This window comes from Burkholderia sp. BCC1977 (assembly GCF_905339595.1).
In the GTDB taxonomy this organism is placed as follows: domain Bacteria; phylum Pseudomonadota; class Gammaproteobacteria; order Burkholderiales; family Burkholderiaceae; genus Burkholderia.
On record NZ_CAJPGQ010000062.1, the window covers coordinates 16420 to 32953 of the forward strand.

Here is a 16534-nt window from a genome sequence, read left to right on the forward strand (position 1 = left end):
ACGGTCTCGTTACTTGCCCGCGTCGGCCGGCTTCACGGTCATCGGCGGGTTCGGCCACAGGCCGTACACGGACGGTGCGTACAGCGCCTCGACGCGCGTCGGCGGCAGCCCGAAGGTACCGACGTTGTTCAGCCGCACCGTGTATTCGACCGACAGTTTGCCCTTCGGCAAATAGTCGTAATACGCGCGGTAGCCGTCGAAGTCGCGTTCGATGAACGCCGGCCATGCGCCGTCCGGGGATTTCTCGCCCTGCGTCGCGGCTTCCGAGTCGCGGCCGAGGCCCGAGCCGAGGATCGTCGCGCCGGACGGGATCGGATCGTTGACCACGACCCACGTCATGTCGCTCTGCGCATCGATGTCGAGATGCACGCGTACGACGTCGCCGCGCGTCAGCACGCCCTTGACGGCCGGCGACACGGGCGTGACGGTCTTCGTGATCCGGTAGCCGGCCGCGAACGGCGCGCGCAGCGGCACGGCCGCGAGGCTTTCCACGGTCGCCCACGGGCGGCCCGTGCCGTCCTGCGTGACGGACAGCGTGGCCGGCGCCTGCGCCGCACGCGGCCACGGCATCAGCACGCTGCGCGCGGCGGCGGCGCGGGTCGCCGCGGTGGCCGACGCGGGTGCATCGGCGGGCGCCGGCGCCGGCGCTTGCGACCACGCGATCGCACGCTCGTTGCCGCCGAGCGCGACCTTCGTCGTGCCGGCCACAGGCACGCTCTCGTAGGTGCGCGAGAAGCGCTCGATCGCGAGCTGGCCGAGTGCGTTCGACGTCGTCGTCTGCCATGCGCCCTGGCGTTGCAGCGCGAGCAGGCCGGTCGCCACGCGCGGCATCTCGTCCTTCCACGCCGGGTCGCCCGCGAATTCCAGCGCGAGCCGCGCGGCATTGGTCTCGTTGCTCGTCATCAGCCACCACAGGTCGTCGTCGCGCGCGGTCGAGAACACGAGCTGCGTACCCTGGTAGGTGAGGCGCGCGCGCAGGATCTGCTCGACCTGCGCGCGTTTCTCGTCGCGCTGCGGGATGTCCTTCACGCGCGTGAGGATCGCGTGATAGTCGATCACCGCCGACGTCGGCCACTGGTTCGGCGCGATCTCGATCGAGCCGAGCATGCGGCCCTGCGCTGCGCCATGACGCGACAGCGCCTCGATCGCGGCGAGCTTGCGCAGGTCGCGGTCCTTGCGCGGCGCCCACGCGTTGCGCTCGATGCGGCCGTCGACGAAGCGCGCGAGCCCGGCCTCGAGCTGCGTGCGCAGGTCTTCCGGCAGCGCGAAGCGCGGGTCGAGGCGGCTGGCCTCGTCGGCCACCACCAGTAGATAAGACGACAGCGTCGGGCTGCCGTAGTGCGCATCGTCGGACGACGGCGGGAAGTAGCTCGCGAGTCCGTCGCTGTCGAGGTAGACCGGCATGCGGGCAACCAGCGCCTGCCATTGCGCGGCGTCGTGCAGGCCGATCGCGCGCGACGTCTGCTGTTCGAGGCAGCGGTACGGATAGCGCTCGAACCAGCGCCGCACGCCGGGCAGGCCGTCCGCGAGCTTCGACTGCAGCGACACGGCAATGCCGCCGCGCGGCGCGCCCTGTGCGTTGTTGACGGCGCCGGCCGGGGCCGCCACGGGCACCGTCAGCGTGCCGTCGACCTGCGTGAGCGTGGCCTGCTGCACGGTGACCGGCAGCGCGGGCACGACCTTCTGCGCGACGGCCAGCGCGTCGGCCGCGCGCTTGCCGCCTTGCTCGGCCGCCTCGATGCGCCAGTTCAGCGCGCCGGCCGCGTCGAGCGCCTGCTCGGGCACGGTGATCGTCCACGCGACCTCGGTGGCCGCGTTGGCCGCGAGCGACACGGATTGCGGCGCGACGTCGAGGCCCGTCACGCGCGGCGTCACGACGACCTGCATCGCGCGGTCGGTCGTGTTGCGCAGCGTGACTTGCGCGCGGAACGCATCGCCTTCGCGCACGAGCGGCGGCAGGCCGGAGATCAGTTGCAGGTCCTGCGTGCTGCGAATCGACGTGCTGCCGGTGCCGAAGCGGTCGGGGCCGACCGCCGCGACCGCGACGATCCGGAAGCGGGTGAGCGCGTCGTTCAGCGGCACCTCGACGGTCGCGCTGCCGTTCGCGTCGAGGGTCACGCGCGGATTCCACAGCAGCAGCGTGTCGAACAGCTCGCGCGTCGGCGCGCTGCCGCCGCCGCCGCCGGCCGGCACGGCCTTGCGGCCGAAGTGGCGGCGGCCGACGATTTCCATCTGCGCGGTGGCCGTCTCGACGCCGTACGCGCGTCGCTGCAGCATCGCGCCGAGCAGGTCCCAGCTGTTGTTCGGCATCAGCTCGAGCAGCGCCTCGTCGACGGCCGCGACCGCGATCTGCGTGCCGGCCGGCGCGGGCTGGCCGTTCGGCAGCGTGACCTTCACGTGCGCCTGCGCCTTGCCGCGCACCGTGTAGCGCGTCGCGTCGGTCGTCACGGTCACGCCGAGACGATGCACGCCCGTGCCGACCTTGATCTCGCCGAGGCCGTAGCGGAACGCCGGTTTCGACAGGTCGACGAACGCGGTCGGCGCTTCGTGGTGACGGCCTTCGCGCCAGAACGCGCGGGCCCATTCGACCGGCGCCTTCCAGCCCCACGTGAAGAAGGAGTACCACGGCACTTCGCGAATCCGGCCGCGCAACGCGAGCACCGACACGTACACGTTCGGCCCCCACGATTCGCCGACCTTCAGGTCGACGGTCGGGTTCTTGCCGTTCAGTTCGACGATGTGCGTTTCCATCACGCCGCCGCGTTCGACCGCGACGAGGGCGGTGGCGTAGCGGAACGGCATGCGTACCTGGAAGCGGGCCGTTTCGCCCGGCTCGTAGGCCGTTTTCTCCGGGATCACGTCGATCCGGTCGGTGTTGTCGCCGCCGAACCAGAGTTGGTCCTCGCGCGTGACCCAGACGGACGTCGATGCATTCGACGTGCGGCCGTCGCCGTCCTTCGCGACCGCGATCAGCTGCACGTTGCCGGCCTGTTCGAGCGTCGCGTCGCAGGCCATGCGGCCCTTGTCGTCGGTCTTGCCCGAGCACAGCACGCCGAGGTCGCGCGTGTCGCTCTTGTTGTCGTAGGCATAGAAGCCGCCGACCATCCGCTTGCGCGACGACGTCGTGACGTGCGCGATACCCTTGATCTCGATCGACACCGAGCCACGCGGCTTGCCCTGCAGGTCGACCGCGAGCGCCTGCACCGGCACGCGCTGGCCGACCGACACCCAGCGGCCGGCCTTGATGCCGGCCACCACCGCGGCGGGCCACAGGATCGTGTCGCCGCGGATCGTCTGCACTTCGCCGTTCGGGTCCGCGAACGTCGCCTCGAGCGCGATGCGCTTCGGCGCGTCGACGTCGGGCAGGCCCTTGAGCGTGACGGAACCCGCGCCGTTGCGGTCGAGCGTCAGCGGCAGCTTGTCCGCGATCAGCCTGGTCGCGTCCGGATCGTTGTTCGCGGCCGATGCGTTGTCGCCGTCCTGCGCATCGTCGTCGGCGTTGCCGTCGCTGCGCTCCGGACGATAGGGGGTGAAGCTGAAGTCCTCGAAGCGATCCGCGAACGGCGGCGACGCCCACTTCATCAGCGCCGACACCTGCACCGGCAGGTTCGATGCGCCGCCGCCCGACACGTAGTCGATCTGCACCGCGAGCGGTGCTTCCTTGACGGCGACGAGCGGGCTCTTCTGAGCGTCGCGCGCGCTGATCGTCCCCTTGAGCACCGGCAGGCGGAACGCCTCGACACGGAAGCTGCCGCTGTAGTAGCTGGCGGTCGGCGCATCGTCCGGGCCGCCTTCGAGCGACACGCTGTATTCGCCGAGCTTCGCCGCGGGCGGCAGCGCGAACCGCGTGTCCGCGCTGTGGTCGGCCGACCACGTGAGCGGGAGCTTGTAGGTCTGGTCGGAGCCGAGATGGCGGATCGTCACGCGCGTCGGGTATTGCGCCGGGAACGCGAGGCTCTGCAGCGTTTCGGTGCGCAGAAAGTGCTTCATCGACACGGTTTCGCCGGCCCGCAGCAGCGTGCGGTCGAAAACGGTGTGCGCACGCACGGTCGGCGCGCTGTCGGTGTCGGTCGGCACGTTGAAGCGCCACGACTCGATCCCGCGGTTCCAGTTCGAGCTGACGAACGCCATGTCGGGGCCCGTCTTCGGATCGTCGACGCGCGCCGACACGAAATAGTCGTCGAAGCGTTCCGACTGGCTGCATTCATGCCTGGGCTCGAACGGACCGTCGATCTTCAGCAGGCCTTGCGTATCGGTCTTGCCGGACGCGATCTCGTCGCCGTTGCAATCCGACACGCGGATCCGCGCGTTCGGCACGGGCTTGCCCTTGTCGAGCGTCGTGACCCACACGAGGTTGTTCTCGCGGCCCTGTTTCAGATGCACGCCGAGGTTCGTGACGAGCACGGCGGTGCGCACGTACATGCTCGACGGCTTCGCGAGCAGCGAGCGGCCGAGCGCGGGCGACGCGAGTTCGAGCACGTAGAAGCCGGGTTTTTCGATCGGCACGCCGACGACCTCGAACGGGCGCAGCGCCTTCGGATCGGCCTTCGGCAGCGTCAGCGCCTGCGCACCCGGTTCGCCGGCGAGCAGCGACAGCGAGCGCACGTCGATGCGGCGGTTCTGCGGCGCGGGCATCTTCTCGCCGGCCTCGAGCGGCACGTAGACAGGGTGCTGGCCCTTGCGCCGGAGCAGGCCCGGGACGCGCTCGTCGATCGTGCCGGCCGTCATCGACCAGTTGTCGAAGCGCTCGACGGTACGCATCCATTGACGGATCGCGGTGTCGTCGTCGACCTTCAGGTTCGCGAATTGCGCGCCGCTCGTGTTGAGGCCCGCGATGTGCAGGTCGGCCTCGACGTTGCGCAGCGTGACGGGCACGAGCGCGGGCGTATCGGGTTCGGCGAAGCGCTCGACGATGCCGAAGGTGCCCGACGAGAATTTCGCGAGCGGCGGCATCGGCGCGGTGCGCGTCGCGAGCGGGAACAGGTCGGCGTTCGAGAGCGGGCGGTCGGTCACGTCGCGCAGGCCGGACGGCAGCTCGATCGTCAGGTTCGCCTGCGCGGGCAGCGGCGGGGTGAACGTGACGGTCGTCACTTCGTCGCCGTGGTCGTCGGCCGCGAAGGTCGGCGAAAGCGAACCGTCAGGACCGCGCAGCTTGATCGCCTCGGCGTTCTTGCGCGAGATCGGTGCATTGAACGACAGCGTCAGCGGACGCAGCGGCGTGCAGGGCGCCTTCGCGTTCTCGCGCTCGCACGAGAAGCTCGCGGCGAACGGTGCGCGCACCGTGAAGTCGAAGCGGCGCTCGGTGTCGTTCGCGATGCCGCTCGGGCTCGCGACGCCCCGGCCGTAGACGAGCTGCATCTTCGCGCTTGCGGGCAGCGCCTGCGCGCACGACAGCGTCAGCACGCGCGCGGCGTCCTTCTTCAGCCCGAAGTGGTCGAGCAGCGCGTTACGCGTATCGTCGTCGGCCGCGGTGACGGGGATGCGGTTGCCGATGCCGGCCGCTTCGCACCAGATGTTCGCGAGCGCGGAGCGCGGCTCGGCCGGGCCGTTGAGCTTCAGCACGAAGACCTGGCGCTCCTCGATCTCGCGCGAGCCGGGGCGCACCGTCACCGGGAACGGGCCGCCGGTTTGAAACGTGAAGCGGCGCGGGCCGCTGACCGCATTGCCGGCGACCGAGCGCAGCGTGTCGTTGAGCGCGACCGAGCAGCGCACGCCCGGCGGCAGGTCGTTCTCGAAATCGTAGACCCAGGTCTTGTCGTCGAGCCAGTGACCCTGGCCGCGTGCGGCCGTGGAATCGTTGCAGGTCATGCGCGCGGGACTCGGCGCGGATGCCGAACCGAACGCGACCATCGGTTCGTCGAACTTGACGACGCTTTGCCGGACTTCGGTGACCGTGCCTTGCGGCGACACGCTCACGGTGCGTGCCGCGCCCGCATGCAGCGACAGTGCGGCGGCGCCGCCGAGCACCGCCACCGCGCCGATGCGCCAGAGCAGCCGTGTGGCGTGACTGGATTGATTACGATTCGTGTTGTTGTGTGTGTCGTGCTGCTTCATCGCTCGATGCCCTCGGAGGGAAGCTTTCTGTTTGATTGCACCGGATTCTAACCGACGCGCATGCGAGCGGATGAGGGGAGGCGGCGCGTCGCCGGCTTGCGACACACGGGCATCCCGATGCAGAATTGTCGCGTCGACGACACAAAGATGCCGCGAAATGTCGATTGTCTCGGATTGCGGAACATTTAATGGACTATAAAAGCATTGTCCGATCCGATTAGTGCGCGTACATTTCAGGGCCGCGCGAAAGTTTGAGAAATATCAAGCGTGGTTTTCCCGAATCCGGTGTTCGAGAGAAGGAAACATGCACAACGACAACACACCCCACTCGCGTCGCGATCGCGACGCAGCCGCATCCGGCATCACGCGGCGTCAATGGCTGCAGGGCGCACTGGCGCTGACGGCGGCGGGCCTCACGGGTTCGCTGGCGTTGCGGGCCCTGGCCGACAACCCCGGCACTGCGCCGCTCGATACGTTCATGACGCTCTCCGAAGCACTGACAGGCAAGAAGGGGCTGAGCCGCGTGCTCGGCGAACGCTTCCTGCAGGCCTTGCAGAAGGGTTCGTTCAAGACGGCCGACGGTCTGTCGCAACTCGCCGGCGCGCTTGCGTCCGGTTCATTGAATCCCGATCAGCAGGCGTCCGCGCTGTCGATTCTCGAAGCCTGGTATCTCGGCATCGTCGACAACGTCGTGATTACGTACGAAGAAGCATTAATGTTCAGCGTCGTGTCCGACACGCTCGTGATTCCTTCGTATTGCCCCAACAAACCCGGCTTCTGGGCCGAAAAACCGATCGAGAGGCAAGCCTGATGGCCGATACCGATACGCAAAAAGCCGACGTCGTGGTCGTCGGGTCCGGTGTCGCGGGCGCGATCGTCGCGCACCAGTTGGCGATGGCCGGCAAGTCGGTGATCCTGCTCGAGGCAGGCCCGCGCATGCCGCGCTGGGAAATCGTCGAACGCTTCCGCAACCAGGCCGACAAGACGGACTTCATGGCGCCGTACCCGTCGAGCCCGTGGGCGCCGCATCCGGAATACGGCCCGCCGAACGACTATCTGGTCCTGAAGGGCGAGCACAAGTTCAACTCGCAGTACATCCGCGCGGTGGGCGGCACGACGTGGCACTGGGCCGCGTCGGCGTGGCGCTTCATCCCGAACGACTTCAAGATGAAGACCGTGTACGGCGTCGGCCGCGACTGGCCGATCCAGTACGACGACCTCGAGCATTACTACCAGCGCGCCGAGGAAGAGCTCGGCGTGTGGGGCCCGGGCCCCGAGGAAGACCTGTACTCGCCGCGCAAGGAGCCGTACCCGATGCCGCCGCTGCCGTTGTCGTTCAACGAGCAGACGATCAAGCGCGCGCTCAACGGCTATGACCCGAAGTTCCATGTGGTGACCGAGCCGGTCGCGCGCAACAGCCGTCCGTACGACGGCCGGCCGACTTGTTGCGGGAACAACAACTGCATGCCGATCTGCCCGATCGGCGCGATGTACAACGGCATCGTGCATGTCGAGAAGGCCGAGCAGGCCGGCGCGAAACTGATCGACAGCGCGGTCGTCCACAAGCTCGAGACCGGGCCGGACAAGCGCATCACCGCCGCGATCTACAAGGACAAGACCGGTGCCGACCATCGCGTCGAGGGCAAGTACTTCGTGGTGGCCGCGAACGGCATCGAGACGCCGAAGATCCTGCTGATGTCCGCGAACCGCGATTTCCCGAACGGTGTCGCGAACAGCTCGGACATGGTCGGGCGCAACCTGATGGACCACCCGGGCACCGGCGTGTCGTTCTACGCGAACGAGAAGCTGTGGCCGGGCCGCGGCCCGCAGGAGATGACGTCGCTGATCGGTTTCCGCGACGGCCCGTTCCGCGCGACCGAAGCCGCGAAGAAGATCCACCTGTCGAACATGTCGCGGATCAACCAGGAGACGCAGAAGATCTTCAAGGCCGGCAAGCTGATGAAGTCCGACGAGCTCGACGCGCAGATCCGCGACCGTTCCGCGCGCTACGTGCAGTTCGACTGCTTCCACGAAATCCTGCCGCAGCCCGAGAACCGCATCGTGCCGAGCAAGACGGCGACCGACGCCGTCGGCATTCCGCGCCCGGAAATCACGTATGCGATCGACGACTACGTGAAGCGCGGCGCCGTGCACACGCGCGAGGTCTATGCGACCGCCGCGAAGGTGCTGGGCGGCACGGAGGTCGTGTTCAACGACGAGTTCGCGCCGAACAACCACATCACGGGCGCGACGATCATGGGCGCGGATGCACGCGACTCGGTCGTCGACAAGGACTGCCGCACGTTCGACCATCCGAACCTGTTCATCTCGAGCAGCTCGACGATGCCGACCGTCGGTACGGTGAACGTGACGCTGACGATCGCGGCGCTGGCGCTGCGGATGTCGGACACGCTGAAGAAGGAAGTCTGACCGTGCGGAAATCTACTCTCACCTTCCTCCTCGCCGGCTGCCTCGCGCTGCCGGGCCTCGTGCGCGCGGCCGATTCGGCCGATCCCGCGCAGGTCAAGCGTGGCGAATATCTCGCGGTCGCGGGCGACTGCATGGCCTGCCACACCGCGAAGGGCGGCAAGCCGTTCGCCGGCGGTCTCGGCATGCCGATCCCGATGCTCGGCAAGATCTATACGAGCAACATCACGCCCGATCCGGACACCGGCATCGGCAACTGGACGTTCGACGAGTTCGAGCGCGCGGTGCGTCACGGCGTGTCGAAGAACGGCGGCAACCTGTATCCGGCGATGCCGTACGTGTCGTACGCGAAGATCAACGACGACGACGTGCAGGCGCTCTACGCGTACTTCATGCACGGTGTCGAGCCGGTCAAGCAGGCGCCGCCGAAGAACGAGATCCCCGCGCTGCTGAGCATGCGCTGGCCGCTGAAGATCTGGAACTGGCTGTTCCTGAAGGACGGCGCGTACCAGCCGAAGCCAACGCAGAGCGCCGAGTGGAACCGCGGTGCGTACCTGGTGCAGGGCCTCGCGCACTGCAGCACGTGTCACACGCCGCGCGGCATCGCGATGCAGGAGAAGTCGCTCGACGAGACGGGCGGCAGCTTCCTGTCGGGCTCGGTGCTGGCGGGCTGGGACGGCTACAACATCACGTCCGACCCGAACGCGGGCATCGGCGGCTGGACGCAGCAGCAGCTCGTCCAGTACCTGCGTACCGGCAGCGTGCCGGGCGTCGGGCAGGCGGCGGGCCCGATGGCCGAGGCGGTCGAGCACAGCTTCTCGAAGATGACCGACGCCGACATCGGCGCGATCGCGACGTACATCCGCACGGTGCCGGCCGTCGCCAACGGCGACGCGAAGCAGTCGCGCTCGTCGTGGGGCAAGCCGGCGGAAGACGGCCTGAAGCTGCGCGGCGTGGCGCTTGCGTCGTCGGGCATCGATCCGGCGCGGCTGTATCTCGGCAATTGCGCGACCTGTCACCAGATGCAGGGCAAGGGCACGCCGGACGGCTATTACCCGTCGCTGTTCCACAACTCGACGGTGGGCGCGTCGAATCCGGCGAACCTGGTGCAGGTGATCCTGAACGGCGTGCAGCGCAAGGCCGGCAGCGAGGACGTCGGCATGCCCGCGTTCCGCAACGAGCTGTCGGATGCGCAGATCGCCGCGCTGACGAACTACCTGACCGGCCAGTTCGGCAACCCGGCCGCGAAGGTGACCGAGCAGGACGTCGCGAAGGCGCGTTGACGCCAGGCGCGACGCGGCACGAAGCAGGGCAACACTGACAAGAGGAGGAGCACAGCACATCGGGCGGGCCCCGATGCCGGTTGTTGCAGAGCGGGGCGGGCGGCACGGCAGTCGCCCGTCCCGGTTCACGGGCAATCCGGTGCGCGCGGTTCGCGCATCGCTTTCGTTGATCACACCATGACACCGAATCAACCGTTTCTCGCGTCCCAGCGCGATGTGCTGCTGCTGCTGTCCCGAATCCTGCTCGTGATCCTGTTCGTGATGTTCGGCTGGAAGAAGATCGCTGACTTCTCCGGTACGATCGCGTTCATGGGAAGCGAGGGCGCGCCCGCGCCGATCATCTCGGCGGCGATCGCCGTCGTGATGGAGCTGTTCGCCGGCATCGCGATTCTCGTCGGTTTCCAGACGCGGCCGCTTGCGTTGCTGCTGGCGCTGTATACGATCGGCACCGGCATCATCGGCCACCACTACTGGACGATGACGGGCGGCGAGCAGATCAACAACATGATTCATTTCTACAAGAACATCGCGATCTCGGGCGGTCTGCTTGCGCTGTGCGCGGCGGGCCCCGGGCGTTTTTCGATCGATCGCGGGTAAACGGACTTCCGGCGCGTGCATCGGGTGCGCGCCGGCCGGTCGAGACTTCGAGGGGGCATCATTTTGCGACTCAAACATTTCGCATGGCTGATCGCTGCCGCCGCACCGGCGGCCGCGTTCGCACAGACGAGCGTGACGCTGTACGGCCGTATCGACGGCGGCGTCGAATACCTGAACCATATCGCGACGGCCAACGGCAGTTCGACGCGCTGGAGCGCGGAGGGCGGCGACTGGGGTACCAGCATGTTCGGCCTGAAGGGCTTCGAGGATCTCGGCGGCGGGATGTCGACGGTCTTCAACCTGGAAACCGCGTTCCAGGTGATGAACGGCACGACGGGCGGCGGACGCATGTGGTCGCGCCGCGCGTATGTCGGGTTGAAGAGCGACACGTGGGGCCAGCTGCAGGCCGGCCGCAACCTGTTCATCGACAGCGACGGCGTGTGGGAATTCGATCCGTTCGTGCAGCAGGCGTTTTCGTCCGCATCGCTCGTGCGCGGCCGCAACTGGCAGCAGAGCAGCAACAACATCGAATATCACAGCCCGGTGATCGGCGGCTTCGACGTGCAGGCGCAATATGCGTTCGGCAACCAGTCGCGCGGCTTCAACTACGGCGCGGCCGACGACTTCGGCCGCTCGGACGGGATCATGCTGTCGTATCACTCGGCGGTGCTCGACGTGCGCGGCATCTACGACGAACTGCGCGACAACAACGGCAAGTTCAGCAACATCTTCACGGCGTCGCGCGAGTATTTCGTCGGCGCGAACGTGAAGGTGTCGAAGTTCAAGATCCAGGGCGCCTATACGCACTATCAGGCGCCGGACAGCCCGGCGGGCGTCGCCGATCGTGCGGATCACTACTGGCTCGGTGCGACTTACACGGCCACGCCGCAGTGGGCCGTGACGGGCGGCGGCTACTACGTGAAGGTCGGCGACGGCGGCGGCGATGCGTCGCACGATCCGTCGGGGCACGCGATCATGTACGTGCTCGGCACCACGTACAACCTGTCGAAACGCACGTTCCTGTACGGGACAGTCGCGTATGTGCGCAACGGCGGCAACTCGAACTTCTCGCTGCTGGCGTCGCCGCGCGACGCGACGTCGGGCACGAGCCCGATGACGGGCGAGTCGCAGACGGGCGCGTATGTGGGGATGATGCATACGTTCTGAGCGGGGCGTCGCGCACGCGAGGCACGGGTGAGGGTGGCCCGTGCCTTGTTGCGTTTACGTGGCTTGCTGGATCATCGCGATGCGCGCACATGGGCGTCGGTACATGAATGTGCGTAACGGTCCCACCCGGTCGAAGTCGAAGGTGGCCCGATGTTTATGACCGACTATTCTGCGATGAAGGACGGCCATGCGATTCATCGCTTTCTGACAGACGTGAACCGGGACTGGACCATGAAGGTTTGCATTGTAGGTCCATCAGGCGCGGGGAAAACGACGATCGCCGGGGAATTGGCGCGCAAGTTCAATATCGCCACGTATGAATTCGACGACGTTTATTGGGACAAGAGCGGTACGGAGTATGTGAAGAACTCGGACCAGTCGATGGCCCTCGCCATCGAAAAGATCAGCGAACAGGGCAGTTGGCTCGTCGAAGGTGCGTACGACCAGCGGATGTATCCGCTGCTCGCCGAGTGTTCACTGATCTTGCGGGTGGAGGTTTCGTTCAGCGTGAGAGCGATGCGCCTGATCAAGCGCTTCGTGTGGTCGACGGTGACGGGCACCCTGCCCAGGGAGACTTTCCGGAACACCGTCGACTTGATCAGGTTTTCATTCCACTTCGACAGGCGGCTCAGCGAGTTTCTGTCCGCAGACGCGATGCTGTCGAGGAAGGTCGCTTCAGTCCGCGACACATCATCGTGCATCGAAGCAATGCGAGCGGCCGGTCTTTGCTGAAGCTGTTGCAAGGCCCGCGCCAGCGCATCGCAGTCTCACCGGCGTCGTGCGTCGCAAATCGGCCACCGCTCAATCGAGCGCCTTCCCCGCCTTCTCGTCCATGCAACGAATGGCGAGCAGCGTGAATACGCCGCAACCGATCGCATACCAAGCAGGCGCATTCGGATTCCCGGTCGCCGCGATCAGCCACGTCACGAAGAACTGAGCGAAGCCGCCAAAGATCGCCACGCCCACGCTGTACACGAGCGCGCCGCCGGTCGCCCGCACCGCACGCGGGAACAGTTCGCCAAGCATCGCGCCCGTCGCGCCGATGTTGATCGCATGCACGGTCGACAGCGCGGCGATGATCGACAGCAGCGACGTGGCGCCCGGCCAGCGGTTCAGTGCGATGAACGCGGGATAGATCGCGACCATCAGCATGATGCGCGTCCACCAGACGATCCGGTTGCGCCCGTAGACGTCGGACAGGTGGCCGCCGATCGGCGTCACGAGCATCAGGATCGCGCCGGCGACGCAGCCGGCCGTCATCGAGAGCCAGGTCGGCAGGTGCAACACCTGCACGCCGTAGATCGCCATGTAGAACACGATGATGTAGTGGATCGACGTGCCGCCGATCGTCACGCCGAGGCCCGCGAACACGGCCTTGCCGTGATGGCGCAACACGGCGGCAAGCGGCAGCGATGCGACTTTTTCTTCCGATGCGTGCGCGGCGGCGGGCGCGGCGGCCGGCACTTCCTCGACGGTGCGGCGCAGCCAGTAGCCGAGCGGCACGAACAGCGTGCCGATGATGAACGGCACGCGCCAGCCCCAGCTTTCGAGTTGCGCGGCATTGAGCGTCGAGGTCAGCGCGACGCCGGTCAGCGCGCCCGCGAGCGCGGCGAGCCCCTGGCTCGAGAACTGGAACGACGCGTAGAAGCCGCGACGGTGCTGCGGCGCCTGTTCGAGCAGCAACGTCGTCGACGCGCCCACTTCGCCACCCGATGCGAACCCCTGCAGCAGGCGCGCGAGCACGAGCAGCAGCGGTGCGGCGATGCCGATCTGCGCGAAGGTCGGCGCGACCGCGATCGTCGCGGTGCCGAGCGCCATCAGCAGCAGCGTCAGGATCATCGCCTTCTTGCGGCCGGCGCGGTCGGCATACATGCCGATCACGAGCCCGCCGAGCGGGCGCGTGACGAAGCCGACGCCGAAGCTCGCGACCGCGAGCATCAGCTGCCCGAACGACGAGTGCACCGGAAAGAACAGCTTGCCGATCAGGATTGCGAAGAAGCTGTAGACCGTGAAGTCGTAGAACTCGAGCGCGTTGCCGACCGCGGCGGCCGCGATCAGGCGGCGTTTCTTCGCGGCGGCGCGGGCATCGGCCGGCGAGCCGGCGAACGGAAGGGCGGACGTTTCCATGGGGTTCCCCTGCTAAGCGCGGAACTGCGTGATGAAGGGCCGTCAGGCCGCGAGCCAGGCTTCGGCGACGCGGACCCAGTAGCTCGCGCCGATCGCGAGGATGTCGTCGTTGAAGTCGTAGCCGGGGTTGTGCACCATGCAGCCGCCCTTGCTGCCGATCCCGTTGCCGATGAACGCATAGCAGCCGGGGCGCGCTTCGAGCATGAACGCGAAGTCCTCGCTGCCCATCAGCGGCGCGGCTTCGGTTTCGACGCGCTCGGCGCCGAGCATCCGGCGTGCGATGTCGGCCGCGAACGCGGTCGGCTCGGGATGATTGACGAGCACCGGGTAGCCGTAGTCGTAATCCACTTCCGCGGTGACACCGAAGCTTTCCGCCTGGCCCTTCGCGAGCGCTTCGATGCGGCGCGCGAGCAGCGCGCGCACGTCGGCGTTCAGCGCGCGCACCGACAGCTTCATCACGACGGTTTCCGGAATGATGTTGAAGGTCTCGCCGGCCTGCACGCTGCCGACCGTGATCACGGCCGCATGCTGCGCATCGACCTCGCGCGCGACGATCGTCTGCAACGCGACCATGATGCTGCCCGCGGCCGACATCGGGTCGCGCGCGAAGTGCGGCATCGCGCCGTGACCGCCGACACCGCGCAGCGTGATCGTCACGCGATCGGCCGACGCCATCGCTGCGCCGGTGCGGAACGCCATGTCGCCGGCGGCGCGGCCCGGCATGTTGTGGATCGCGAAGATCGCGTCGCACGGGAAGCGGTCGAACAGGCCGTCATCCATCATCGATTTCGCGCCGCCGAAGTTTTCCTCGGCGGGCTGGAAGATCAGGTTCAGCGTGCCGGAGAACTGGCGCGTGGCCGCGAGGTGACGCGCCGCGCACAGCAGCATCGCCGTGTGGCCGTCGTGGCCGCATGCATGCATCTTGTTCGCATGGCGGCTCGCGTACGGCAGGCCGGTGGCTTCGGCGAGCGGCAGCGCGTCCATGTCGGCGCGCAGGCCGACGGTGCGCGTGCCTTGTCCTTCGCGCAGCACGCCGACGACGCCCGTCTTGCCGATGCCGCGATGCACTTCATAGCCCCAGCCCGCGAGCAGCTCGGCGACGAGGTCGCTGGTCAGCGTTTCCTCGAACGCGAGCTCCGGGTGCGCGTGAATGCGGCGGCGCACGTCGATCAGGTCGGGGGCGATCGCGGCGATGCCGGGGATGACGGGGTTCGCGGCTTGCAGCATGGTGTCTCCTGTGGGGCCGATGGGACGTTTGACGCGCATATGACGGACAAGCATATAAATTTCTTTTGCGTACCAGAAGCTGATAAATTGCTTTGGTGCACACCATCGGTTGCCGCTCGGGAATACCCTGAGCCGGCATGCGTCGCGATGCACGGGGTTTCCACGAATCACGCATGCCGCCATGAAATACCATCAGCTGAAAGCGTTCGTCACCGTCGCGGACGAAGGGAGCATCCGCGCGGCCGCGCGGCGCCTGAACGTGTCGCCGGCGGCGCTGACGAAGGCGGTCAAGGAGCTGGAGATCGCGCTCGGCGTGTCGCTCGTCGTGCGCACCGCGCGCGGCGTGCAGCTTACCGCGTTCGGCCAGCAGCTGCAGGTGCGCGCGCGGCTGATCGTCGCCGAGATGCAACGAGCGCGCGACGACATCGAACAGGCGCAGGGCGCGATGACGGGCTCGGTCGCGGCGGCGATCACGCCGGCCGCCGCCGTGACGATCCTGCCCGATGCGTTTCGCGCGTTCCGGCGGCGCTTTCCGGTCGCACGCGTCAACCTGATCGAAGGGTTTCCGGGCGTCGCGCTGCCGCGGCTGCACGACGGCTCGCTCGACTTCGCGGTGGCCGTCGTCGTGCCCGAACTGCTGGCGGCCGAGTTCGATCACGCGGAACTCTATGCGAGCCGATCGCTGATCGTCGCGCGCAAGGGGCATCCGCTCGCGTCGGCCACGTCGCTCGCCGATCTGGTCGAGGCCGACTGGCTGATGAATCCGTCGCCCGAAAGCTCGACCCAGGTGCTGTTCAACTCGTTCGTCGCCTATGGGCTGCCGGTGCCGCAGCGGGTCGTCGAATGCCCGAGCTTCGGGCTCGCGCACAGCCTGATGACGGGCTGCGACCTGATCGCGTCGATGCCCGAGCAATTGCTGCAGGGCGAGTGGGCGCGCGACCAGCTCGCGGTGCTGCCGATCCGCGAGCGGCTGCCGGGCGTATCCGTCCAGGTCGTCACGCGCCGCGACAGCCCGCTCACGCCGGCCGCGTCGATGCTGCTCGACTGCCTGCGCGATTCCGCGCGGCGCAAGGGGCTCCGATGAGCGGTGGCATGCAGGATCACGCAATGAATCAGGTAGTGATCCTGACGATCTGTCGCGCATCCTCGGCAGATCCGGCTTTCAGCCCGCCGGCCGCGAGCCGGTATCATAGCGGCCGGCCTGCCGCCCCGGCCGGCTTCCAACAACATGCCATCCGGCATCCAGCAATCAGAGGCATCACATGACCAGTGCAACCCAATTCGACAACGTATCGGTCGTCAAGCGCGCGAACGTCTATTTCGACGGCAAGTGCGTGTCGCATACCGTGCTCTTCCCGGACGGCACGCGCAAGACGCTCGGCGTGATCCTGCCGTGCGCGCTCAACTTCGGCACGGACGCACCCGAATTGATGGAAGTGCAGGCCGGCAAGTGCCGCGTGAAGCTCGACGGCGGCAGCGAATGGCAAACCTACGGCGCCGGCGAATCGTTCTCGGTGCCGGGCAAGAGCCGCTTCGACATCGAAGTGCTCGAGACGCTCGACTACGTCTGCAGCTACCTGTAAGCGTGCAGGCACCGGCCGCGGCGCGTGCGCGCGGCCGATGCGCACAAACAAAAAGCCCCGCTGAAGCGG

At 67.5% G+C, this 16534-nt stretch carries 11 protein-coding genes; 8 read left to right on the forward strand and 3 right to left on the reverse strand.

The window, feature by feature from the left end:
- Positions 1 to 9 precede the first annotated feature (9 nt).
- Positions 10 to 6054, reverse strand: coding sequence for an alpha-2-macroglobulin family protein (locus tag U5771_RS32290; RefSeq protein ID WP_322027691.1), 6045 nt, complete (start codon positions 6052 to 6054; stop codon positions 10 to 12).
- Between the two features lie 304 nt (positions 6055 to 6358).
- On the opposite strand from U5771_RS32290, the gene U5771_RS32295 reads away from it, so the two are divergent.
- The 6 genes from U5771_RS32295 to U5771_RS32320 all read left to right on the forward strand — a co-directional run bounded on the left by U5771_RS32295 (position 6359) and on the right by U5771_RS32320 (position 12260).
- Positions 6359 to 6865, forward strand: coding sequence for a sugar dehydrogenase complex small subunit (locus U5771_RS32295; RefSeq protein ID WP_322027692.1), 507 nt, complete (start codon positions 6359 to 6361; stop codon positions 6863 to 6865).
- Entirely contained in the window at positions 6865 to 8484 is a 1620-nt protein-coding gene (locus U5771_RS32300; protein ID WP_322027693.1) for a GMC family oxidoreductase, read from the forward strand. Before U5771_RS32295 ends, U5771_RS32300 begins: the two co-directional genes overlap by 1 nt.
- Positions 8485 to 8486: 2 nt before the next feature.
- A complete protein-coding gene (locus U5771_RS32305) occupies positions 8487 to 9764 on the forward strand; it encodes a cytochrome c (protein WP_322027694.1) in 1278 nt (425 codons plus the stop codon).
- A gap of 177 nt (positions 9765 to 9941) precedes the next feature.
- Positions 9942 to 10361 carry a DoxX family protein gene (locus U5771_RS32310; protein ID WP_039320753.1) on the forward strand — a complete coding sequence of 140 codons (420 nt, stop codon included), beginning with the start codon at positions 9942 to 9944 and terminating at the stop codon, positions 10359 to 10361.
- Positions 10362 to 10424: 63 nt separating this feature from the next.
- The gene (locus U5771_RS32315; protein WP_322027695.1) at positions 10425 to 11528 is read left to right on the forward strand and encodes a porin; all 1104 of its coding nucleotides are present in this window, start codon (positions 10425 to 10427) and stop codon (positions 11526 to 11528) included.
- Positions 11529 to 11678: 150 nt separating this feature from the next.
- Entirely contained in the window at positions 11679 to 12260 is a 582-nt protein-coding gene (locus U5771_RS32320; protein WP_322027696.1) for an AAA family ATPase, read from the forward strand.
- Positions 12261 to 12329: 69 nt separating this feature from the next.
- Here the strand turns inward: U5771_RS32320 and U5771_RS32325 are convergent, their stop codons facing one another.
- Both U5771_RS32325 and U5771_RS32330 read right to left on the reverse strand, forming a co-directional pair.
- A complete protein-coding gene (locus U5771_RS32325) occupies positions 12330 to 13655 on the reverse strand; it encodes an MFS transporter (RefSeq protein ID WP_322027697.1) in 1326 nt (441 codons plus the stop codon).
- A gap of 42 nt (positions 13656 to 13697) precedes the next feature.
- Entirely contained in the window at positions 13698 to 14882 is a 1185-nt protein-coding gene (locus U5771_RS32330) for a M20 aminoacylase family protein (RefSeq protein ID WP_322027698.1), read from the reverse strand.
- A gap of 181 nt (positions 14883 to 15063) precedes the next feature.
- Here U5771_RS32330 and U5771_RS32335 point away from each other — a divergent pair, with 181 nt between their 5' ends.
- Both U5771_RS32335 and U5771_RS32340 read left to right on the forward strand, forming a co-directional pair.
- Complete coding sequence (locus U5771_RS32335) at positions 15064 to 15966, forward strand: LysR substrate-binding domain-containing protein (RefSeq protein ID WP_044843294.1); 903 nt, start codon at positions 15064 to 15066, stop codon at positions 15964 to 15966.
- A 178-nt stretch (positions 15967 to 16144) separates the two neighbouring features.
- Complete coding sequence (locus U5771_RS32340) at positions 16145 to 16465, forward strand: pyrimidine/purine nucleoside phosphorylase (protein ID WP_175852974.1); 321 nt, start codon at positions 16145 to 16147, stop codon at positions 16463 to 16465.
- Positions 16466 to 16534: the final 69 nt, after the last annotated feature.